This is a genomic window from Chromobacterium sp. ASV23 (genome assembly GCF_016428945.1).
Classification (GTDB): domain Bacteria; phylum Pseudomonadota; class Gammaproteobacteria; order Burkholderiales; family Chromobacteriaceae; genus Chromobacterium; species Chromobacterium sinusclupearum.
On the sequence record NZ_JAELTR010000007.1, the window covers coordinates 1 to 20,911 of the forward strand.

At 60.8% G+C, this 20,911-nt stretch carries 30 protein-coding genes and 1 tRNA gene; 6 read left to right on the forward strand and 25 right to left on the reverse strand.

Annotated features, from left to right (window positions below):
* On the forward strand, positions 1–274 hold a 274-nt coding region (locus JHD59_RS04815; RefSeq protein WP_199153361.1), incomplete at its 5' end, for a hypothetical protein.
* Between the two features lie 349 nt (positions 275–623).
* On the opposite strand, the gene JHD59_RS04820 is transcribed toward JHD59_RS04815, so the two are convergent.
* Entirely contained in the window at positions 624–1,262 is a 639-nt protein-coding gene (locus JHD59_RS04820; protein ID WP_199153362.1) for an NAD(P)-dependent oxidoreductase, read from the reverse strand.
* Positions 1,263–1,396: 134 nt separating this feature from the next.
* On the opposite strand from JHD59_RS04820, the gene JHD59_RS04825 reads away from it, so the two are divergent.
* Positions 1,397–2,314: a LysR family transcriptional regulator gene (locus tag JHD59_RS04825; RefSeq protein ID WP_233163900.1), complete on the forward strand. Its 918-nt coding sequence runs from the start codon at positions 1,397–1,399 to the stop codon at positions 2,312–2,314.
* Here the strand turns inward: JHD59_RS04825 and JHD59_RS04830 are convergent.
* The 13 genes from JHD59_RS04830 to JHD59_RS04890 all read right to left on the reverse strand — a co-directional run bounded on the left by JHD59_RS04830 (position 2,275) and on the right by JHD59_RS04890 (position 10,175).
* Entirely contained in the window at positions 2,275–3,222 is a 948-nt protein-coding gene (locus JHD59_RS04830; RefSeq protein ID WP_233163901.1) for a LysR family transcriptional regulator, read from the reverse strand. The genes JHD59_RS04825 and JHD59_RS04830 overlap by 40 nt on opposite strands.
* Positions 3,223–3,641: 419 nt before the next feature.
* On the reverse strand, positions 3,642–3,968 hold the full coding sequence (locus tag JHD59_RS04835) for a RebB family R body protein (protein ID WP_071109856.1): 327 nt from the start codon (positions 3,966–3,968) through the stop codon (positions 3,642–3,644).
* Between the two features lie 29 nt (positions 3,969–3,997).
* A complete protein-coding gene (locus JHD59_RS04840; RefSeq protein ID WP_071109857.1) occupies positions 3,998–4,321 on the reverse strand; it encodes a RebB family R body protein in 324 nt (107 codons plus the stop codon).
* A gap of 23 nt (positions 4,322–4,344) precedes the next feature.
* Complete coding sequence (locus JHD59_RS04845) at positions 4,345–4,668, reverse strand: RebB family R body protein (RefSeq protein WP_071109858.1); 324 nt, start codon at positions 4,666–4,668, stop codon at positions 4,345–4,347.
* 31 nt (positions 4,669–4,699) lie between these two features.
* Positions 4,700–5,026 carry a RebB family R body protein gene (locus tag JHD59_RS04850; protein WP_103321250.1) on the reverse strand — a complete coding sequence of 109 codons (327 nt, stop codon included), beginning with the start codon at positions 5,024–5,026 and terminating at the stop codon, positions 4,700–4,702.
* 332 nt (positions 5,027–5,358) lie between these two features.
* Positions 5,359–5,682 (reverse strand): RebB family R body protein, encoded by a 324-nt coding sequence (locus tag JHD59_RS04855; RefSeq protein ID WP_071109860.1) that lies wholly within the window; start codon positions 5,680–5,682, stop codon positions 5,359–5,361.
* Positions 5,683–5,759: 77 nt separating this feature from the next.
* On the reverse strand, positions 5,760–6,458 hold the full coding sequence (locus JHD59_RS04860) for a hypothetical protein (protein WP_199153365.1): 699 nt from the start codon (positions 6,456–6,458) through the stop codon (positions 5,760–5,762).
* Positions 6,451–6,651: a hypothetical protein gene (locus tag JHD59_RS04865; RefSeq protein WP_199153366.1), complete on the reverse strand. Its 201-nt coding sequence runs from the start codon at positions 6,649–6,651 to the stop codon at positions 6,451–6,453. The genes JHD59_RS04860 and JHD59_RS04865 overlap by 8 nt, the downstream gene beginning before the upstream one ends.
* 95 nt (positions 6,652–6,746) lie before the next feature.
* On the reverse strand, positions 6,747–7,187 hold the full coding sequence (locus tag JHD59_RS04870; protein ID WP_199153367.1) for a lysozyme: 441 nt from the start codon (positions 7,185–7,187) through the stop codon (positions 6,747–6,749).
* Between the two features lie 10 nt (positions 7,188–7,197).
* Complete coding sequence (locus tag JHD59_RS04875) at positions 7,198–7,689, reverse strand: hypothetical protein (protein WP_199153368.1); 492 nt, start codon at positions 7,687–7,689, stop codon at positions 7,198–7,200.
* Between the two features lie 9 nt (positions 7,690–7,698).
* Positions 7,699–8,778, reverse strand: a complete 1,080-nt coding sequence (locus JHD59_RS04880) for a poly(3-hydroxybutyrate) depolymerase (RefSeq protein ID WP_199153369.1) — start codon at positions 8,776–8,778, stop codon at positions 7,699–7,701.
* 111 nt (positions 8,779–8,889) lie between these two features.
* On the reverse strand, positions 8,890–9,192 hold the full coding sequence (locus JHD59_RS04885) for a hypothetical protein (protein WP_199153370.1): 303 nt from the start codon (positions 9,190–9,192) through the stop codon (positions 8,890–8,892).
* Positions 9,193–9,377: 185 nt separating this feature from the next.
* Entirely contained in the window at positions 9,378–10,175 is a 798-nt protein-coding gene (locus JHD59_RS04890; protein WP_071109867.1) for a DUF4239 domain-containing protein, read from the reverse strand.
* Positions 10,176–10,320: 145 nt separating this feature from the next.
* Here JHD59_RS04890 and JHD59_RS04895 point away from each other — a divergent pair, with 145 nt between their 5' ends.
* Positions 10,321–10,839: a transposase gene (locus JHD59_RS04895; RefSeq protein ID WP_199153371.1), complete on the forward strand. Its 519-nt coding sequence runs from the start codon at positions 10,321–10,323 to the stop codon at positions 10,837–10,839.
* Positions 10,840–11,170: 331 nt separating this feature from the next.
* Here the strand turns inward: JHD59_RS04895 and JHD59_RS04900 are convergent, their stop codons facing one another.
* The 9 genes from JHD59_RS04900 to JHD59_RS04940 form a co-directional block, all read right to left on the reverse strand.
* Entirely contained in the window at positions 11,171–11,878 is a 708-nt protein-coding gene (locus tag JHD59_RS04900) for a hypothetical protein (RefSeq protein WP_199153372.1), read from the reverse strand.
* A 95-nt stretch (positions 11,879–11,973) separates the two neighbouring features.
* The gene (locus JHD59_RS04905; RefSeq protein WP_199153373.1) at positions 11,974–12,315 is read right to left on the reverse strand and encodes a hypothetical protein; all 342 of its coding nucleotides are present in this window, start codon (positions 12,313–12,315) and stop codon (positions 11,974–11,976) included.
* Positions 12,316–12,345: 30 nt separating this feature from the next.
* Positions 12,346–13,086, reverse strand: coding sequence for a hypothetical protein (locus tag JHD59_RS04910; RefSeq protein ID WP_233163902.1), 741 nt, complete (start codon positions 13,084–13,086; stop codon positions 12,346–12,348).
* A 27-nt stretch (positions 13,087–13,113) separates the two neighbouring features.
* Positions 13,114–13,350 carry a RebB family R body protein gene (locus tag JHD59_RS04915; protein WP_071109869.1) on the reverse strand — a complete coding sequence of 79 codons (237 nt, stop codon included), beginning with the start codon at positions 13,348–13,350 and terminating at the stop codon, positions 13,114–13,116.
* A 93-nt stretch (positions 13,351–13,443) separates the two neighbouring features.
* The gene (locus JHD59_RS04920) at positions 13,444–14,238 is read right to left on the reverse strand and encodes a DUF4239 domain-containing protein (RefSeq protein WP_199153374.1); all 795 of its coding nucleotides are present in this window, start codon (positions 14,236–14,238) and stop codon (positions 13,444–13,446) included.
* Positions 14,239–14,357: 119 nt separating this feature from the next.
* Positions 14,358–15,032 (reverse strand): DUF2589 domain-containing protein, encoded by a 675-nt coding sequence (locus tag JHD59_RS04925; protein WP_199153375.1) that lies wholly within the window; start codon positions 15,030–15,032, stop codon positions 14,358–14,360.
* A 30-nt stretch (positions 15,033–15,062) separates the two neighbouring features.
* A complete protein-coding gene (locus tag JHD59_RS04930; RefSeq protein ID WP_199153376.1) occupies positions 15,063–15,560 on the reverse strand; it encodes a DUF2589 domain-containing protein in 498 nt (165 codons plus the stop codon).
* A gap of 397 nt (positions 15,561–15,957) precedes the next feature.
* Complete coding sequence (locus JHD59_RS04935) at positions 15,958–16,566, reverse strand: RNA polymerase sigma factor (protein ID WP_233163903.1); 609 nt, start codon at positions 16,564–16,566, stop codon at positions 15,958–15,960.
* A 113-nt stretch (positions 16,567–16,679) separates the two neighbouring features.
* Positions 16,680–17,393, reverse strand: a complete 714-nt coding sequence (locus JHD59_RS04940) for a Crp/Fnr family transcriptional regulator (protein ID WP_083340931.1) — start codon at positions 17,391–17,393, stop codon at positions 16,680–16,682.
* Positions 17,394–17,607: 214 nt separating this feature from the next.
* On the opposite strand from JHD59_RS04940, the gene JHD59_RS04945 reads away from it, so the two are divergent.
* The 3 genes from JHD59_RS04945 to JHD59_RS04955 all read left to right on the forward strand — a co-directional run bounded on the left by JHD59_RS04945 (position 17,608) and on the right by JHD59_RS04955 (position 19,442).
* Positions 17,608–18,201: a glutathione S-transferase family protein gene (locus JHD59_RS04945; RefSeq protein WP_199153377.1), complete on the forward strand. Its 594-nt coding sequence runs from the start codon at positions 17,608–17,610 to the stop codon at positions 18,199–18,201.
* 43 nt (positions 18,202–18,244) lie between these two features.
* Positions 18,245–18,329 (forward strand) — tRNA-Tyr (locus JHD59_RS04950).
* Between the two features lie 93 nt (positions 18,330–18,422).
* Positions 18,423–19,442, forward strand: coding sequence for a nucleoid-associated protein (locus JHD59_RS04955; protein ID WP_233163904.1), 1,020 nt, complete (start codon positions 18,423–18,425; stop codon positions 19,440–19,442).
* 176 nt (positions 19,443–19,618) lie between these two features.
* Here JHD59_RS04955 and JHD59_RS04960 read toward each other — a convergent pair whose 3' ends face one another.
* Positions 19,619–19,903, reverse strand: coding sequence for a hypothetical protein (locus tag JHD59_RS04960; RefSeq protein ID WP_199153378.1), 285 nt, complete (start codon positions 19,901–19,903; stop codon positions 19,619–19,621).
* Positions 19,904–20,076: 173 nt separating this feature from the next.
* Entirely contained in the window at positions 20,077–20,829 is a 753-nt protein-coding gene (locus tag JHD59_RS04965) for a hypothetical protein (RefSeq protein ID WP_199153379.1), read from the reverse strand.
* Between the last annotated feature and the right edge of the window lie 82 nt (positions 20,830–20,911).

Genomic DNA, 20,911 nt, shown 5'->3' on the forward strand with positions numbered 1-20,911 from the left:
GGTGCAGGGCGGCGTGCAATTGGCCGAGGAAGCGCAGCGCCAGATCGCCGAGATCCAGTCCAGCATGCAACTTGTGGTGCGGCAGGCGGCGGAAATCCGCGACGCGGCCAGCGAACAGTCCAAGGCCACCGAAGACATGGCGCGCACGGCGGAGCAGATGTCCAATCAGGCCTCCCAGTCCGACGCCGAGATCAGCCGTGCCGGCCAAGTGGTGGCGGATCTGGAAAAACTGTCGCAATCGCTGGAGCAGGTGGTGGGGCGGTTCAAACTTTAACCACCTGCACACAGCGTTTTGTGGGGAGCAGTGCGTTTGTGATGCGCCCCAGTCCCTTCAAGCCTGCCGCTGGGTGGCAGGCCCGAGGTTTTAAGCGGCTGCCTGTTTGAGCCCCGCGACGTTAGCGCGGGGCGAGTTCAGCCGCGCCTCGGGCCTGACGGGACCCGGCGGGAAGCCGCAGGCCAGGCTTGCAGGGTGGCCTTTAGGGGTGGAGGGGATATTTGGCCACACAAATATCCCCTCCCTGCATGCCGGGCAGCCCCGGCATTGAAAATCATCATCCGCGAGGCGGATTCGAACAAAAAGCCGCTACGGTCAACCGTAGCGGCTTTTTCATTAACGGGATAAATCAGTAACCCACAGTGAAGCGGCTGCGCGGATGCGCGCCTTTTTCCAGCTCATCGATCATGGCGACGGCGTAGTCTTCGACCGAGATGTGGCTGTTGCCTTCGGCGTCGACCAAGAGCTGATCCTTGCCCAAGCGGAACTGGCCGGTGCGCTGGCCCGGTTGCAGCATCGCCGACGGGCTCAGCAGCGTCCAGTTCAGCTCGGTCTCGGCGCGCAGCAGGTTCAGCGCTTCGCGGGCGCCCAGCGCCGAGGCCTTCCATTGTTCCGGAAATTCCGGGGTATCCACCAGCTGTACGCCGGGCGCCACTTCCAGGCTGCCGGCGCCGCCTACCATCAACAGGCGCGGGGCCTGGGCCGCCTTGGCGGCGGCGATGATGGCGCGCACGCCCTTGACGTAGTAGTCGAACTGCTCGGCCTGGGCGTGGCCGCTGAAGGCGCTGATCACGGCATCAAAGCCTTTCAGCTGCTCGGCCAGCGCCGCGCTGTCCTGCACATCGGTTTTCACGGCGGCGAGGTTGGCTTGCGCTTCGATGCGTTCCGGGCGGGAAACCAGCGCGGTGACGTGGTGGCCGCGGGACAGGGCTTCTTTCAACAGGGCGGAACCGACATAGCCGCTGGCGCCGATCAGTGCGATTTTCATGGTGACACTCCTTGATGGGTAATCTGGTTGAGGCGCCGCGACGCAGCGCTGATGGACGTCATCATGCGCTTTTGAATTGATTCGATAAACGGCTTAAATCATAATTGATTGTTATTGAAAAATTGACAGTTGATATGGCGAGAGGCGTAGAGAACAATCTGGAAGGGCTGCAAATCTTCGTGGCGGTGGCCGAGGCCGGCGGCTTCACCGCCGCCGCCGAGCGGCTGGGCATGACCAAGGCCAATGTCAGCCTGCAGGTGGGACGGCTGGAGTCGCAGCTGGGGGCGATGCTGTTCCACCGCACCACGCGGCGGGTCAAGTTGACCGAGGCCGGCCAGGCCTTGTATCTGGACGCGCAGCCGGCATTGGCGGCCTTGCGCGACGCGCTGCTGCAGGCTGGCCACGGCGCGGCCGAGCTGTCCGGCGTGTTGCGGCTGACCGCTCCGGTCAGCCATATGTCGGAGTCCGTCGCGCCGGCAGCCACCCAGTTCATCCGCCAGCATCCCAAGCTGCAACTGGAGCTGCACGCCAGCGACCACATGGTGGATCTGGTGGCTGCCGGGATGGACTTGGCGATCCGGCTGGGCACTTTGCGCGATTCCTCGCTGCGGGCGCTGAAACTGGGGGAGTTCGCCCAATTGCCGGTTGCCTCGCCGGCTTATCTGAAAGCGCGCGGCACGCCGGCGCGGCCGGAGGAACTGGCCGATCACGACTGGGTGGCGCTGACGCTGTTGAAAACGCCATTGAGCTGGCCGTTTAGCGGGCCGGCAGGCGAGGAGGCGACAGTCAGGACGCGGGCGCGCATCAAGGTGGACTCCGCGGCCTCGCTGCGCACGCTGCTGCTGGCTGGGGCTGGCGTGTCGGTGCTGGATTCGTTCAGCGTGCAGGACGACATCCGCCAGGGGCGGCTGGTCCATCTGTTGCCGCAGTGGACCCTGCCCAAGGGCGGCGTCTACGCGGTGTTTCCGCCGGGCCGCCACGCGCCGGCGGCGGCGCGCGCCTTCGTCGAGTTCTACCGCGTATTGCTGGCGCGGCCGTCGCTGTCCGGCTGAGCCCGGTTATCCGGCAGCGCGGCGGCCACCCGCGGCAGCACGAAGTCGATGAAGGTTTGGTACTTGCGCGACAGCGGCGTGCGGAACGGATGCACCAGATAGATGGGCCAGTAGTCGCAGTGCCAGTCCGGCAAGACCCGCACCAGCTCGCCGCTTTGCAGATGGCGCGCGACCGCGTAGTCGGCCAACAGCGTGATGCCGTGACCGGTCAGCGCCAGGTCGGCGCGCAGCGGATAGTCGTTCAGATACAGTTGCGCGCCCACTGGCTGGCGCAGCAGCTGCTCGCCCTTTTTCAGCAGCAGGCCATCGCGTTGCTCCGATTCCATCACCAGCAAGCGATGCGCGGCCAGGTCCGATGGCTGGCGGATGGCCTGGTGGCGCGCCAGATAAGCCGGCGACGCGTACAGGTTTTCGCTGGCATAGCCGGCCAGCCGCGCCACTAGGCTCTCATCATGCACGGTGTGCGAGCGCGCCGAGCGCAGACAGAAGTCCAGCACATCGGCCACCGGGTCCTGCAGGCGGTTGTTGACCTGCAGCGACAGCTGCAATTCCGGATACAGGGCGGCCATTTCGCTCAATGCCGGCCCCAGCACGTATTGGGCCAGCGACGAGGTGGTGCTGATGGTCAGCGGCCCGGCCAGATCGCTCTGGGTTTGGTCCACCGCCATCCGGGCCTGCGCCATGGTTTCCCGCAGCCGCGCCGCGTGCGGCCGCAGCCGCTCTCCGGCCTCGGTCAGCGCCACCTTGCGCGTGCTGCGCAACACCAGCACCGCCCCCAGCTCGCGTTCCAGCGCCTTGACGCGGGCACTCACCAGGCTCTTGTGGCAGTCCAGCAGATCGGCCGCGGCGGTGAAACTGCCGGCGCGCGCCAAAGCATCGAAAGCCAGCAGGTTGTCGGGCGAGGGCATGGTTTTCATATCAGGACAATTGGTCCGGGATTGAGCGTTTATCCGGCACATTGTAGCGACTATTCTGGCATGCATCATCAACCTGACATGAAAGGCGAGGCGCCAGATGCGCTACCTCTACCGCTTGTACCCGTGGCTATTCCAACGCGAAATCGCCCAACGCTGTCGTTTCAGCCGGCGACGGCACTGGGAGATGGAGGCGCGGCGGGTCATTTTTTGATTGAGCCTCACGGGATTGGTTGCGGCCTTGGTGTGGTAGGCCAAGGCGGTTGGACCATCTGGGCATGTGGCTGGTCTCATGTATAGAAGGCGGTTCTGATACCGGCGGTGTGGATGGATTGAGGGGGAGTTTTGAAGTAGCGCTAACAAAAAAGACGCCCCGTTTCCGGGGCAGAACAAATGAGGAGAACGGGGGAGGCTCAGCGGTTCTGGAAACTTTGCAGCACGGTCAGCAGGCTGGTCAGATTATCCGCTACGCCGCCTTGCGACACTTTTTCGGTGCCGGCGGCGGCGGCCATGGTGTTCATGCTGTAGATCTGCATCACGCCCATATTGGCGGCGGCTTGCGCCAGCGTGTTTTGCTGCTGTTGGGCCGACACGGCGTTCTCGAACAAGATGCCGGTCGAATGCGCCATGGTCTGGTACATGGAGCCCATGGCCATGGCCGGCGCCTCGCCCAGCACTTTGACGTTGGATTGGGTGACGGCGTCGGTGATCTGATTATTGACTGCGGTCGGGAATGCCATTGCGTATCTCCTGGTTTAGGTTATGAAAATCAGCGGTTCTGGAAGGCTTGCAGCACGGTCATCAGGCTGGACAGATTGTCCGGGATGCCTGCTTGGGACACTTTTTCAGTGCCAGCGGCGTCGGCCATGGTGTCCACGCTGTAAATCTGCATTACGCCCATATTGGTGGCGGCCTGGCCCAGCGTGTTCTGTTGTTGTCGGGCGGATACCGCGTTTTCGAACAGGATGCCGGTGGAGTGGGACGCGGTTTGGAAAAGAGAACCCATGGCCATGGCCGGGCCTTCCGCCAGCACCTTGACGTTGGTTTGGGTGACGGCGTCGGTGATCTGGTCATTCACGGTGGTGTACGCCATGTATTAAATCTCCTTGTGTACGCTTAGCGGCGGAACGACTGCAGCACGGTCATCAGGCTGGACAGGTTGTCCGGAATGCCGGCCTGAGACACTTTTTCCGTGCTGGCGGCGTCGGCCATGGTGTCCACGCTGTAGATCTGCATCACGCCGGTATTGGCGGCGGCCTGGCTCAGCGTGTTTTGCTGTTGCTGCGCCGAGACCGAGTTCTCGAACAGGATGCCGGTGGAGTGGGACGCGGTCTGGAACAGCGAGCCCATCGCCATGGCCGGGGATTCGCCCAGCACTTTGACGTTGCTCTGGGTGACGGCGTCGGTGATCTGGCTGTTGACGGAGGTGTTGTAAGCCATGATTTAGCTCCAGTTGTGGATTAGGGACCGATCAGCGGTTTTGGAAGCTTTGCAGCACGGTCATCAGGCTGGACAGGTTGTCCGCAATGCCGGCTTGGCTGACTTTTTCGGTGCCGGCGGCGTCGGCCATGGTGTCCATGCTGTAGATCTGCATCACCCCCATATTGGCGGCGGCTTGCGCCAGGGTGTTCTGCTGCTGCTGCGAGGACACGGCGTTCTGGAACAGGATGCCGGTGGAGTGCGACGCGGTCTGGTACAGCGAACCCATGGCCATGGCCGGGGATTCGCCCAATACCTTGACGTTGCTCTGGGTGACGGCGTCGGTGATCTGGTCGTTGACGGAAGTGGGGAAGGACATGCGTTTCTCCTTGCTGGAAATGAAAATGGGCGGATTGGGCAGCCGGTAAGGGCTGGGTCGGGTTCGCCGATTTGCCGGCGCCGGCGGCCTGCCCGAGCCTAGCCCCGCCGCCACGCGAGCAGCGGGCGGAACCGGTGGCTGAGGTTGAGCGGCCGGTTGTCTAGGCGGCGGTGCGAAGACCGGGGGCCGTGGCGCGGCAAACTGCGGCCTGGCGCTGGCGGCAGGGAAGCGATTGGCGGCGGGGCGCCGGGCAGACCGCTTCCTGCGCCGGCTGAACCACGAGCGTATCCATCTGCTGAATGACATGGCTCAGCTCCGTGGCCGGGCGCCGTTTAGCGACGGAAGGACTGCAGCACGGTCAGCAGGCTGGTCAGGTTGTCGGCGATGCCGCCTTGGCTGACTTTCTCGGTGCCGGCGGCGGCGGCCATGGTGTTCATGCTGTAGATCTGCATCAGGCCCATATTGGCCGCGGCTTGGCTCAGCGTGTTTTGCTGTTGCTGCGAGGACACGGCGTTCTGGAACAGGATGCCGGTGGAATGAGCCATGGTCTGATAGATGGAGCCCATGGCCATGGCCGGGGATTCGCCCAGCACCTTGACGTTGGATTGGGTGACGGCGTCGGTGATTTGGTCGTTGACGGAAGTCGGGAAAGACATGCGTAGCTCCTTGTTTTAGATGAGAGAAATAAGACACCGGGCGGAGGGGGCGGCCGGCTGGCCGTCCTCCCCAGGTGCTACTGCATGGACGGCGGCGCGGGCGGCGTGTGAATGTCCGCGGCGGGCTCATTTGCGGCGGGGGCAGGCGAGGCGTCGGCCATGCTTTGCGGCAAGGGCGCGGCAGGCGGGCTGGCGGTAGCCATCGCTTGCGCATCCATTGCGGGGGGAGCCGCCGCCGTCGCCGGCTGCGAGACAGGGGCTGCTTGCGGCGCGGTGTCCATGGCCTGCAGCTTCATCACCACCTCCTGCAACTGCGCAGACAACGGGCCGAAATACTGCTGGAAGCACTGCTCCACCTCCTGCCGCGCGAGGTTAGACAGATGCTCGGCGATCTGGCTGAGCGCTAGCTGGCTACCCGGTTGCAGGGCGTTCATAGCCGGCTGTAGCGACGATGGTCGCAGCTCGGCCAGGCTTTGCGTACCTTCCAGCAGCTTGAGGATGGCCTGCTCTTCTGCCTCCTGCACTTGCAGCGCTTGGCTGGAGCTAGCCTGGATGGAGGACAAGAGATCGCGCATATTGGCGTTGGCGTGATGATGGCCATTTGAGATGGCATGCTGGGTCTGTTGCCGGGCTTGCTGGATGGGTGCTTGGGCTGAGGGATTTTGCGTCTTCTGCTGAAACGCCATCAGCGTTTGCGCCTCTTCCGGCTGTAAAGAACGGCCCAGGTATTGTTCCGCCACTTGGCGCAAAGCGGGGTTGAGCGGCGCGTTAGCCATGGCTGGCATCCTGGGTTTGGCTCACCAGCGGGGCCAGGGCGCTGCGCATGGCCAGGAGAGCGTGCAATACCGACAGGAAGCGGCTGTCGTCATGGCCGGCGGTGGTGTTCATCAAATCATTGGCCCAGGCGCCCAGGTGGTTGCCCAGCAATTGCGAAACCTGCTCGTGCAGATGGTTCAGTTCGTCTTGCATGGCGTTTCTCCCTAAGAAAAGAATGCGAAAACAGCCCGCGCGGCTACGCTGGCGGGCTGTTGCAAGAACGGGTGAACGCTGCGTTTGTGAAGGCGTCAGTTAACGACCGGAGTCTGGAACAATGCCTGCTCGGCTTGGCGGCGGCGCAGTAGACCCTGCACTTCTTGTCCGCCGGCGCAGTCCCAGCGCGGAAACTGTCCGGCAGCGCCGGCATAGTCGCCTTGGTTCAACAATCGCAATAGCGTGGAGCTTTGCAGATTGCGCAGGCCCAGGTTGTAGCTGAAGCTGACCAGAGCGGAAAACTGGTTGGCGTTCAGCGGCACCGTGACCAAAGCGCTGACCCCTTGTTCAACGCGCGCCAAATCGCCCTGCAATAGCCGTTCGGCTTGATCGGCTTCTATCGTAAGCCCTGCTGTCACATCCGGCCCAGTGTGGCCATAGCCTATGGTCCAAACCCCCACTTGATCCTGGTAGGCGCTCAGCCTTAAGCCTTCAGATTGCTTGATCAAATTAATGCCCGCGGTATTGGTTTGCATGCTTATCCTTTCAGGACTGGAGTAACTCGGCCTCGGTCGGCGCTTGAGTCAGCCATTGCCGCAGACTTTGGGCCAAGGCGGGGTGAAGTCCATATAGCGTCTGCTGCAGGGACTCCATCCGTTCGTCCCATAGCTGGCGGCCTTCCTGACTAGCGGCGTTGAGCGCCAGCAGGGCGTCGCCGTCGCCGCGGGCCTCTTGCAGCGCCTGATGCAGCTTGTAGCCCTGTCCGCGCCAGGCGGCGGCCCATTGCAGCTGCCACAGCAGGCATTGCCGGGCGTATTCGGTCCAGGTGTCGTCGCACTGGCGGCCCAGCTCCAGCCAGGACGCCGCGCCGGCGCGCTGTTGCCAGGCCTCCCGCCATTGCTGTAAGGCCTGTTGCTGCCATTCGCTCAGTTTCTCGCCGCCGTTCAGCCCGGCCAGCAGCCAGGCTTTCCATTGCTGTTCTTCCGGCAGACCAGCGAAGGCGAGTCGGCTCCAGGCATCTGGGGTGTTCGCATTCATGTTTTCTCCTTAGCGACGCGGGCTGTTCAAACGGTCCAGCATGGTGCGGATGGCGGCCATCTGCGGCGCTTTTTTGACGTAGTAATCCGGGTTGACCGGGTCTTTGCTGCTATAGCCCCAGAAGTCCCAGCAGCCTTGCGGATTACGGTTGGGGTCGCTGCGGATTTGCGGATATAGCACCACAATGCGGTTGCTGTCGGCGATCTCGTTGTAGCCGGTGGAAGTGTAAAAGCGGTTGCCCATGCCCATGCCCATGCCTATGCTTTTGTCGTTGCCTTTGTCTTGCTGGGTACAGCCATGGAACACCACGTGCGCGCGGCAGCTTTCCTTGCGGCAGGCGGCTGGGATATAGATATGGCCGATATCGGACAGCCCGGTATAGCCCTTCTTGGAGAACTCCGTCTGATCGAAGTCTCGCAACTCGCCGGACAGCTTGGCGACGGGCGGTTTCAATTGTCCGTACAGCTGGCGCAGGATGTCCTGCGACTGGAAAAAGCCGCAGTTGTTGAGATTGGGCGCGGCATTGGCCGGACAGGCCAAATCGTCCTCATTGGCGGTGAGCAGCGCGTGGCCGGCGTTGACGTTGTCCACGTAGCGGATCTGGGCGTCCGGCACCCCGGCGTTTTGATAGAAGGCGCGGGTCTGCGCCACCACCTTGGACAGCACAATGCTGTCCGACGCGCCGGTGAAGATGTACAGCCGCTGGCGCTGGATATTGGCCACCGGGTCGATCAGGCCTTGGCCGGCGAACTTCTGCGCCGCCTGCCAGGCCGCCGCGCCGGAGGGGACCGGACCAAGCGGGCGCATGCATAGGGTGGTGGCGGTGGTCAGGAAACGCTCCGCACCATTCAGACTGCCCAAACCGGCGCAATAGAACGGCCCGCCGGCCACGATGCCGGCGCCGGACACCGCGGCCGAGTTGGCCACGCTGAACTGCGCCGCCATGAAGGCGCCGGACGACAAGCCGGACACGGTGTTCTGTTTGGCGTCGGTTCCCAGGGCCGGCAGCGGCGCGGCGGCATGGGCCAGGCTGCCTGCGGCCAGCCACAGCGCGGCCAGCAAAGCGGATTTGAGGAAGGTGAGGCGCATGGTGGTTCTCCTTATGTGAGTTTCACTGGTTCAGTTTTTGCAGCTCATTGATGCCGGACCAGCCAACAAAGATCAGTCCCAATTCCGTGGCGCCGAACGAGTAAGGCAGCCCTACCAGAATGCCCATCGCCAGCCCCTAGCCAGCGCCATGCCGGCATCGTCCATCTGCGTCAGCGCGGCGCTGGCTGTGGTGAGCAGCAGCAACAGCAGCCCGGCCAGCAGGAAGAAGCGGATCTTGTCCGGCAAGGTCATGGCTTTGGCCATGTCCAGCAGCATCACGTCCCATAACTTGTCCGCGGCCGGCGCCACGATGGCGGCCAGCAAATGCACCGGGCTCTTGCCCAGCTCTGGAATGCTGCCGCGCAAGATGCCCGCGGGCTGGGCGGCGCGGTTGTCCTGATCGGCGTTGTCCATGGCGTGGCGTCTCTATTCATGAAAGGCACGGCGCAAGCGGCGGCCTGGCCGCGCCGTGGGTGTTGATGGGACGGCGAGAGGGCTTTGTCGTGAACGGTGTCGGAGGGGCGTTGCCCGGTAGCGCGGGTTGGCCGCAGGCCATACCCGCGAATGGATAGGTCGCGTCTGTAGACAAAAACCAGGTTTCAATACTGCATGGAGTCATTGGCAATGGCTGTCATCGCCTGACTGTAGGCATCGAATTGGGCGGAGATGTCCCCGTCGTAAGGCGTGTCGTAGATCAATATCACCGCCAAGGTGATGGAAATGGAAACCGCGAGCGTGGCGATCATCACAAATTGCAGCGCAGGGCGTGAGAAATGCATCAACCAGGCCAGCAGGATGATCAAGATCTCCCCTATCAGAGAAATCGCCCAGGCTTCCGGAGGCACGGTCATCTCTTGATGGCAAAGCCTGGCATGGCGCGCCGCGTACAGCATCTCCAATTGCTGTGAAGCCTGTTGTTGCGCCGCCACCTGTCTGGGTGTAGCCGGCTGGAAGCCGCGCAATGCGGCGCTCACCTGTGCCAGCTCAGGGGTTCCCACCGGCAGAGTTTGGCCGCTCATTTGTAACGGCGCTTCTTTTACTACGATGGTGTTCAAATAATTCAGCAGCGGCTGTTTGATACGGGCAGCCAGATTCGTGTCGCCATTTTCCGCTACGCGGTAAAGGGCAACGCTGAGACGTGATTCCTGCTCTACCGCTTCCGTGGCGATATCGAAATGGGCAATCGCCCGCATCAGTAAGGCCGCGATGATCAGGCCGTAAAATACCCCAACCACCGCGATGATGATGCCAAGTTCGTCATTTTTGTCATGCTCCAGCCAGGGGCGCAGCGGCCGCAGCAGCAGTCCGCCGCAAATGGTTATCAGTAGTCCCAGTACGCTCCAGGCGGCTATTTGTTTTGCCGATGAGAGTGCGTTGAACGCATCTAGTAGCAGCATGAATGGTCTCCATGGATTGATTGGTATGAGATGTACGGTCAGTGCGATGAGGATGTGATTGGGGTGCGCAAGCACCGGCGAGTAGATTGGTTTGACGAATCCATGCCTTAGGCATGCGAAAGTAGGCTTTTGTATAGACATGCTGATGGCCCGCTTTCGGCTAGACCGTCTGCCCGGCGGCTGCTATTTCTTCACCGTGGTGACCGAGCGCCGGCAGCGCATCCTGCTGGAGCCCGACGTGCGCGCCGCCTTGCGCGAGGCCATCCTGGCGGTGCGGCGCGAGCGGCCATTCGCCATCGATGCTTGGGTGTTGTTGCCGGACCATTTGCACGCGATTTGGACCCTGCCGGAAGGCGATGCCGATTACGCGATGCGGTGGCGCGAGATCAAGCGGCGTGTCACCCGCGCGGTGGGGCAACGGTATTTCCGGGCCGAATGGCAGAGCGCTCGCCGCGCCGCCAAAGGATGCGGCACCTTGTGGCAGCACCGCTATTGGGAGCACCGCATCCGCGACGAAGCCGATTTCGCCGCGCATTTGGATTACGTACATTTCAACCCGGTCAAGCATGGCCTCGCCGCCAGCGCGGCGGCGTGGCCGTATTCGACGTTTCACCGATATGTCCAGACCGGACGATATCCCGCCGATTGGGGCGGTAAACCGTAGCGCGGGGTGGCCAGAGGCCATACCCGCGGAATGCGGCGTGGAGAGGTATGTCGGTGAGTGTGGAGGGGAAGGCGCAAGGGTGATGACGGGTGGTCATCGAATGGATCGCGGGTATGGCCCTTTGGGCCAACCCGCGCTACCGGGCTGCGAATGGGACAGGTAGGATGCGATACCCGGCCCCGGTGAGGCGATGAAGCCCACCCATCCGCCGGGCATCGCACCGATGGCCATATGGCGCTGGAGCGGTGCGACGCCCGGCGGGTAAGGTGGTCGGTAGGAAAGATCAATGCCGGGTGTCGCACCCTACGATTGCACCGTACGGCCGTGACCTTTACTGCTCGACGTCGATCTGATCATGCGCCATATTTTGGAGTTCACCTCGAATATTCTGTAACTCTCTTAGATTAATCGCCATCGTATTAAATTCCAACGTTACCTCTCTCCCACCTTTAATTTTCTTAATAAAATCCAACACCTTCTTGGCCACGTCCTCTGCTATATGTGATAGCGCTTGAAACACTGGGACTAGTATTCTTGCGGCCACCTTATATCCAAGGATGGATATTAGTGAACTTGCTAACGCTCCTGTGCCGAAACATAACTTCAGCTTATGAAACCAACTCGACCGATGCCGATGATATATCCAATACTTTAGAGCGCTTAACAGAAAAGTTGTAAACGCTGCCGCTATCTCCATTTTCACTAAAGTATCGTTCGAGCTATTGTTCTCATCATCCCTTGCCAACTTGTCGTATAATTCTATTGCGATCGTTGCCACCGATGCTAGATACGACAAAGGCCCACATATCAAGACTATCGCCTTTTGTAACCCGCTAAGCCGCTCCCGATCCATATTCACCATATCGTCCAGGCAACTATTAGCCACCTGTCTTTCTAATGCTCGTTCCCGCACCTCGAGCTCCTCGCGTGGTGTGGGTGTTCTGTTCACCTGCATGCCATTCTCTAAGATATTTATCACGTGGTTTTGGCTATTATCTATGTTCTGGCCAATTCCTTGAGATTCGTACAAGTCAGTCATGATTGGATCCTCTTTATAACGGTGTTCACCCAAGAAGGGGCGACTCTCCGACGTGTTAAAAACTTCCGAGTGTCCGCATTATTAGCTTCTCGGATTTACTCGGTTCTTCCTAAAATGGAATGATACTTTTCCAAACTCTGATCAATCTTCTCCAGCGCAAAATGCGCCGCCTCGCCTTCCATTGCGCCGGAGGCCACCGTGACGGCGGCGGCGGTGCCGACCAATAGATCGGTGATCAAAATGCCCAGCGCGTCCTCGACGCCGCCCTTGATGTCTTCCTTGGCGAATTTCTCGGTCATGTTCTTCAGCAGCACGCTTTTGCTGGCGCCGTCGAAGTAGTTGGCGCCGGCCTGGGTGATCATCATGTTGGGGGCTACGGCGATCTGGTTGCCGGCGTAAGCGGTGGTTTCGCTGTTGGAGAGCTGTACCGCCTGCACTATCAGGCTGTTCGGTGCATCGCTGCCGCCTTATTGGCTTTTGCCGAGCAAGGCCTGATACTTACTCAAACTCTGATCAATCTTATCCAAGGCGAAATGCGCCGCCTCGCCCTCCATCGCGCCGGAGGCCGCCGCCACCGCCGCGGCGGTGCCGACTAATAGATCGGTGATCAAAATGCCCAGCGCGTCCTCGATGCCGCCTTTGACGTCCTCGGCGGCGAATTTCTCGGTCATGTTTTTCAGCAGCACGCTCTTGCTGGCCAGGGCCAGTTTGCTGGCGCCGTCGAAGTAATTGGCGCCGGCCTGGGCCACCAGGCCGCCGGCCTGGGTGATCATCATGTTGGGCGCGACGGCGATCTGGTTGCCGGCGTAGGCGGCGGTTTCGCTGTTGGAGAGCTGCACCGCCTGCACGATCTGGCTGTTCAGCGCGTCGTTGACGCCGCCGCCGGATGGCGCGGTGCTGAGTTTTTCGGTGAAGCCGCGCAGCGGGCTGGATGAGGGCGGCGGGGCGGCGGGCTGCGAGAGCTGAGTGGGAGGCGGAACGGCGGGGGCCGGCGTGCTTGACGGTGATTGGGTTTGGGCCTTCGCTCCGCCGTCTGGCGAGCCTGCTGCATTGTCGGCCCGCATGGTTTGCGTATTGGTCTCGCCGACATTGCTGTCTTGAAGCGCTTCGGCGCCGGCTGTTTGCGATTTTTCCGCTGACGAGCCGCTCTGCGATTGATTTTTTTCGCCGCTATCCTGCTTGCCGCGGAAAAAGCTTTTAATGTCCATGCTTCCATCCTCCCTGGCTTAATGGCGTCAGCTCTTGTCGCCGACGGACAGGATCATCGACACCGCTTTGGAAATCACCGCGCTGTTGATCTGGTTCAGCGCCTGCTGGCTGTGCACCGAGTTCTGCAGCGCCAGGCCGGCGGAATGGCTGGCCACCTGGTACAGCGAGGCCATGGCCTGGGCCGGGGCTTCGGCCACGACCTTGACGTTGGTCTGGGTGACGGCGTCGGTGATTTGTCCATTGACTGCGGTGTTGTCTGCCATGATTGCTCCTGATGTCGGGTCAAAGGGGGATTGCTGCGCCTTATGCGCTTGCCATGTGGACGGTGAGGACAGGCGCGTGTGAAAAGTTTTTCCTCACCAGTCCAGGCTGCCGGCGTGGATGGCGCGCAGCGCTTTTTCATATGGCTCCGGCGAGACGCAGATGTCGCCATAGAAAGGTGTGTCGTAGATCAGGATGATGGCCAGCACGATGGAGATGGACACGGCCATGGCGCAGGTGAGGAAGAAATGCACGCCCTTGCTGGGCACATGCATCAGCCAGGCGAAGAACACCAGCAGCACCTCGCCTATCAGGCTGACGGTCCAGATTTCCCAGGGAATGGTCATGGCCTGGTTGAATAGCCGGGTGTGGCGGCTGGCGTAAAGTTCGTTGAGTTTGTTTTGGGCCAGGGTCAGATATTCCGCTTCGCGGTGAGTGGCGGGATGGACCGTGGCGAGGGTTTTGCTCAGATGGCCTAGCTGCGGTGAGGAAACCGGCACTTCTTCGCCTTTTTGCTGGCGCGGCCATTCATGCCGGATCACATTTTCCAGATAGCTTTGCAGGCCGGTTTTGACTTTATGGCTGCTTTCCGGCAGGCCTTGGGCGCTGAGGCGGTACAGCGCGCTGGAGAGGCTGGCTTCGCGTTCGGCGATTTCCATGGAGGCGTCGAAGTGGGCGATGGCGCGCACCAGCAAAGCGGCGATGATCAGGCCGTAGAAAATGCCCACTACGGCGATGATGACGCCCACTTCGTCGCTCTGCATCTCCGTGATGTGTTCCGGCGCGAAACGGCGCATGACAAAATGAGTGGCAATGGCGATGGCGCAGCCGGATATGGCCCAGGCGGCGATTTGCAGCGCAGAAGGCATCGATATGAAGTGCAGCAACATAAAGTTCATCCTTGAGGTCTCCGTGGCGGGTGGGCGGGCGGCCAGGGACGATGTCCGAAGTGCAAAAGCGCTATATGGGAGCTTGCCGCCTGGCCGATGGTGGGCGGCGTTGCCGCGCGTCATGCCGGCGAGGATTTGGCTGCAAGAGGCGGCGAAGGCTGCGAGGACGGCGGAGATTCGAGCGGCCTGGTCTCCAGAGTTTTGCTGAAGGCTTGCAGCAGCAGCTTGACGCCTTCCGGCATGGCTTGTTGCTCGGCTTTGATTTCCACATGGTAGTGGGCGCTGTTGCTCTGGTTGCTGTCTTGCTTGTCTTGTCGAGTCTGGCTGGACGTGCGCGCGACCGTTCCCTTCAGCTCCACGCCAAACACGCCCCAGCCGGCGCGCGCGTCCCAAGTGGCGTCGCCTTCCTGCTTGCTGGCGTTTTGGTCGTTGGTTTCGCGTTCGAAGCTGGACTTCACTTCCATGTCGAAGGCAATGTCCACCGATTGGATGGCAAGCGCCGGCAATTGCAGCAGTGTCATCACCGGGAGGTTGAGTGTCAGGGCCGATGAGGCGGAGCCGTTGCTGGCCGATAGCTCGATGGCGGCGGTCAGCGGCCGGTAGCCGGTCAGTTTGCCCTGGGCGTCAGTGACGCGGCTGAAGCCGGTTTCCAGCAAGGTTTGGGTTTGCGCCAGCGCCAATCCGTGCTGTGCCTGGACGGCGGCCTGCAGCGGGCCGCCTATCAGCGCTTTCATCGGCAGGCCGGAAAAGTGCTGGGCCATGCTCAGCAGTTTTTCATCGTTTGTGTCAGGCATGTTTTCTCCTTTGACGGTGAGCGGCGAGGTTTAAGTGGGCAACTGGGCGTTAAGCAGTTTTTCGTAGGCGGCGACCAGCTGCCGATAACCGGCTGGCGGCTCTTGCGCCTGAATGACGATTTTCAGCTCGGCGGTTTGTTCGTCTTGCCGGCGCATCGATACCAGCACGTCGGCAGCGTCTTCGTTTGCTTCGCTGTGCGCCTGTTCCGCCAGCGCCAGACTGAGGGTGGTCAGCACTTCCACTTTTTCAATCGCGTAGCTTTTCAGCGGCAGCAGCGCGATCAAGGGCACTTGCACTTCGTGGTGTTCAAGCGTTACCGCGCTGTTGCGGCATACTTCTTTGGGCACATTCATGCCCACCATGCGCGCGGTCCAGGCACCTTCCGGAAAGCGCAGCGCTGGGTCTTGCTCGCGGTCCGGCACGAAGAACTGCCGCAGTTCCTCGATGTGTTGATGGCTGACGCTGCGCTGCGCCTCGATCACGGCTTTTTTCAAACCGCTGATCAGATTGCCTAGCGTGGCGGTCATTTCCGGCGCTCCTTGCGTAGGGGATAGGGAGATGTGGTCAGGTTGCCCAAGCGGAAAACACGCCGTTCCTGTTTGGGGGCGGCTTGCGATTTATTGCTTCGGGCATGCCGCAGCAGGCCGGCCAGCCCGATGATCCATAGGACCGTTAGGCCCGCATCCGCAGCATGGGGCAACAGCACCGGCTGCAGGGCTGCTGCGGGGGCGATTCGTAGCAGCTGGCTCAGTGGGTATGCGCAGCAGAGACAGCACAGTTCAAACCAGGGAAGTGAGCTATGGGAGCGAGGCAATAACAAGGCCAGCGCTCTCTCAAGCAACAGAGCTAGTAGGGTGCACAGCGCGAAGGCGCTGGCAAACGAGGAGGGGTAGAAGTGGGTCATATGGCCTGGGTCCTTGGTTTTCAAAGGGGTTGAACCGACAGTTGATTCGAGGAACGGGCGCCGGCGGGCGGCGTGAAAGCGGTTTCCAACTGCTTGCGCAGCGCTTTGCGCAGCAATTCCACCCGCTTGCGCGCCAGCGCTTCGTTGATGCCCAGCTGTGCGGCGATTTGCGGATAGGGCAGGTCTTCCTCGAATTTCAGACGGAACAGTTGTTGCTGTTCCGGCTTGAGGGCGGCGATGGCGCTGTCCATGCGCGCGAGCTGCTGCTTCAGGGAGAGCTGCTGTTCCGGTGTGGGGGCGCTGCCGGCGTGCGCATGCACCGGATCGCTGTCCAGTTCGGTGTCGGGATCGATCACCTTGCCTTCCCGACCCTTGCGGCGGACATGGTCGAGAAAGGCGTGGTTCAGCGCCAGGAACAGAAAGCCGGCCAGGTTTTGCACCTTGTCCGGCGAGTGCTGCAAATACAGGTGGACCTTGAGGGCGGTGTCCGACAGCAGCTCGTCGGCGCGGTGGACATCGCCTTTGCACAAATGGCGCGCGCGGCGTTGCAGCTTGGCGTGAACCTCGCGCCAGACTTGATCGAAACAATGGCCCAGCGGGGGCATGGGAGCGATATTTGGGTTCAGCATTTCGCCATCCGTTCATGACAATGGGGATTGCAGGATGGCGAAATGCGAGAGGCTTATCTGTTACTTCTGTGACATGTGAATACTAATTAAATTTAAAATAGGCATTTGTCTTATCAATTCTGTCTGGCAATTTCTTGCAGTCGGGAGGGGTCGCACACTTGCAGCGCATGGCGGGATAGCTGGATCAGCCCGGCGCGCTGCCATTGCTTTAGCTGCGCGTTGAGCCGCGGCCGGCTGGCATTGAGCATGGCGGCGAGTACGGTCTGATTGACAGTCATGGGCAGGATGGGGCCGCCGGGGCCGGCTCGTCCGCGTTGATCGATTTCCATCAGCAGATGGCGTGCCAGTCGCGCCTCCAGCCGGTACAGGCAGACGGTTTCAACAAAGTTGCTGACGCGCTGCAGCCGCTTGCACAATTGCTCTTGGACGCGAGCCATCAGCAAAGGCTCAGCCTGCAGCGGATGGAAATGCTGGCGGTGCAGCAGCAGCAAGCGGCAGTCGCGGCTGAGCTGGGCGGTGCATGTGCGCCGCCCTGGGTGCAGCAGCGCGCTTTCCCCCACGATGTCGCCTGGGCCAGAGCTGTCGATGATGACTTCGTGTCCGTCAGGTTCCTGAAGCGTGTGGTAGGCGTTACCCTGCAGTACCACTCCGATGAAGTTCTCCGGATCGCCGCGCAAGAACAGCAGCCGTGTTTGTTTACCGCTGATCAGGGTGGCATGACGTTCGATGTGGCTCAGCACATCCGGGGGGAGGCTTTCGAACAGTGGAAAACTGTCCAGTCGTATTGTCGGGGTTGAGCGGCGTGAAACAGCGGGTGGGGTGTGCATCGTAATTCCGCAAAAGGTATGGCAAGTTGAGTCAGGCAGCTTGGCGGCCATGGGACGCTATCGACAAAGCGGTAGATCAAGGTTGATGGCATTGGCCATGGCTATGGCATGCACAGGGAAAACGGCGTGCGCGGACATCTGTGAATGACATGTTCATGTTGACGCGGGACATGGCTGGCCGCATGATCCGGCCACTTAATGTAAAAGGCATGTCATGGAGATATACGGCACCAGCTGTTCCCGCGCGTTTCGCGCCTTGTGGATGGCCTGCGAGCAGGGCGCGGAGTTTGCGCATCACCCCTTGGCCGTTGAGGCTTGCGGCAGCGATCCTGCTTATCTGGCGCTCAATCCAGCCGGCACCATTCCGCTGCTGAGAGACGGCGATTTCGTGTTGGCCGAGTCCATGGCGATTAATCTCTACTTGGCGCGCAAGCATGGCCGGCTGTGGCTTGATGATGAACAGGCACAGGCTTTGGCGTGGCAATGGTCGTTCTGGGCGCTGGCCTCGCTGGAGGCTCCATATGTGAGCTGGGCGGAACAGGCGCTGTGGTTGCCTATGGCCATGCGGGACTCGACCGAGCTGGCGCGCGCGGCGCAGGCCTTGCAGCGGCCGCTGGACCGGCTGGAGCGGGCATTGGCCGACCATTCCTATCTGCTGGGGGAAACCTTCACGGTGGCAGATCTGAATGTCGCCGGCGTCATCAATGGTTTGGCGGATTTCCAGCCGCAAGCACGGCCACGCTTTCATGACTGGTTGCGGTGCTGCCTGGAGCGTCCCGCTTATCGCCGCGCCTGCCGGATGCCGTGAATGGTTGACAGCCAGATTACAAGCCGATAAGATGCGCCGCTCTGGAGGGATTCCCGAGCGGTCAAAGGGATCAGACTGTAAATCTGACGGCTCTGCCTTCGAAGGTTCGAATCCTTCTCCCTCCACCAGATTCAGCAAAAAGCCAGGCCTCGCGCCTGGCTTTTTTGCGTTTTCAGCGGCGCGGCGGGCATAATCGCCGGCATTGTCTAGCGGAGTGGGAAATGAGCATGATCATTGCGGAATCGCGGGTGGAATCCATGGTGGTGCACCGGGTGGGCAACCCGACGCGCGGCGAGCCCTTGCAACTGTCCGAACGCACCACGCTGGTGGATGAAGCGGTGTCCGGCATGCTGCTGGACGGCTATCTGAAGGGCATCGTGTCCGATCGCAAAAAGCACCAGTTCGTCCACGAGACCGACCTGAATCTGAACGAGGTCTACCATTACAGCCGCCAGTTCTTCCGCGGCGAGATCGATTTTCTGGAAGTCTCGCAGCGCATCGCCAAGCATTTGTACGGCCGCTCGCAGCACCCCAATATCAGCGCCGGCGACTTGCTGGTGATCCAGTTTGCCGGCCTCACCGACGGCGAACGCGAGGTGCGGGCGCTGGGCGTGTTCAAGTCCGAGATCCGCGACGACTTCCTCACCATCATCGAAGGCGGCGGGGTGTTCGACATCAGCCATGCCTCCGGCATCAATCCGCGGCTGATCGACAAGGGCGCGCTGATCCTGGAGCATGGCCCCACGGTCTATGCGGTGGACCGCTTGAGCCGCGAGGCCAAGTTCTGGCTCGATGATTTCCTCAAGGCGTTGCGCGTGCCGGACAAGGCGTCCAGCAGCAAGATGCTGGCCAGCGTGGTGGAGCAGCTATCGAGCGAGATTGAAGACCCGATGCAGCAGGCGCGCTTCAAGGACGAGCTGCTGACCTTGGTGGAAAGCCAGCCGGAGGAGGTGCAGGCCAAGGCGCTGACTGCCGCCGCCGAGCGCTTTGTGCCTCGCGAACAGGTGGAGGAGGCGCTGGGCAGCGCGGCGGAATCCTACGGTTTTGAGCTGGACGACGAGGCGCGGCTGCCGGCCAAAGGCGTGGCCAAGCAGCTGGAGAAGACGCTGTCGCGCTACGGCGTGGGCCACGGCATCAGCGTGCTGTTGCCGTCCGGCATTACGCTGAAGAACATCCAGTCGCAAAATGACGGCGAGGGCGGTCTGACGCTGACGCTGTTTCTGAACAAGCGCGATCTGTAAATCCGGCTAGGTTCAAAACAAAACGGCGACGGTCGCAAGGCCGTCGCCGTTTGTGTTTTCTGAATCCCGCTTAGAGCCGCTAACCAAACCTCGTTAAGAGAACCTGAGCCAACGCGCCGACTCAGGCAGTACTGAGAGGATGGCAAGGAGGCGCTGTGTAGGATCAGGGATTTTGCTTAGCGCATGGTGAACTCGACCGACCATTCCAGCGTGGCCGGATTGTAATAGGTGATTTCGGCGTTGCAGAAGGCGCCGCCGCTGCCGGTGGCCGTCTTGTTCCATTGCGGCACTTTCGGAATGACGCCGTTATTTAAGAGGCCGCCCGGCTTGGGCGCGTTGACGAAGGTGGTACGGAATTCGCATTGACGGATGCCGTCGGTGTAGCGGACGAAGGCATAGTTGACGTCGGGGCTGAGTGGGCTGCTGACAAGATAGGTGTCGCTGGAGTTGGCCTTGACCAATTTACCGGGCTTGGGTGCGGCATTGGCATAGGTTTCGTTCTCATTTTTGCCGATTGGCTGGTAGCTGACATCCCTTTGGCTTTGATTTTTGAATGTGATGGTAACGGCAGAGCCTGCCAGTATGCTAGTTGAGACGATCGACAGCGCGAGTGCAGTCAGAAGGTGCTTGCGTTTTATATTGGTTTTGCTTGCGGGTTGGAAATAGGGTCTTTGTCTAACTGGCGAATGGGCAACCAGATTGCGTCCTCTCGATTGTGATTCACGATCTCAGGTTCTAGTCTGATTCGATTTTTCAACTGTTCGACGTAATCTGATGGATAACGCGCCTGTTCTAATACCGGCAGGTTCTGATAATGGCGCAATACTTCCTCGAAGAATCCACGCCGGGTGCCAGAGCTTTCATATTCTGCACGGGCGGCTTGCACTGCTTGGCGTCGCCAGGCTTGTTCCAGATCGCTGGCGGCATAGTCTGCGGCGCGCCGTTCATTGACAGTAAAACGTCCGCTGTCGTCATTGACGATGGCGGTTAATTGTTCTCGGCTTAAACCCGAGAAGGGATTGGGTACGTTTTCTTTGCCGCCTTGGCGTGCATGAAGGAAGGCGGTTGCAGATGCTGCCAATTGCAGTCGCGCGGGGTCATCGCTTTGCGGTGTTTGCCTGTCGTATTCGTTTTGGCGAGCGTGGTAAGAGGGTCCGCTGATCTGGTTCATCGCCTGGTCTGCTAGGCTTTTTTGCTCCGAGGGAGGCATGCTGCTTACTCGGGTTTCCATCAATTGGGTGCTGTCTGCTAGCAATCGTGCAAGCGGCGAAATCTGCGTTTCCACGCTGCCGGGGATAGTGGCGCTTCCCGTGGTGACCGGCTTGGCCGCGTCTGAGCGCGGGCTTGTTGCGACAGGGGAGGACGATGAGCTGATTGCATTGAGCATGGGCTGCTTCCATTTGGCTGATTGGCAAGCTTAAAAGCATAATTAATTAAAATTATATAATCAATGTAAATATTTTTAGAGC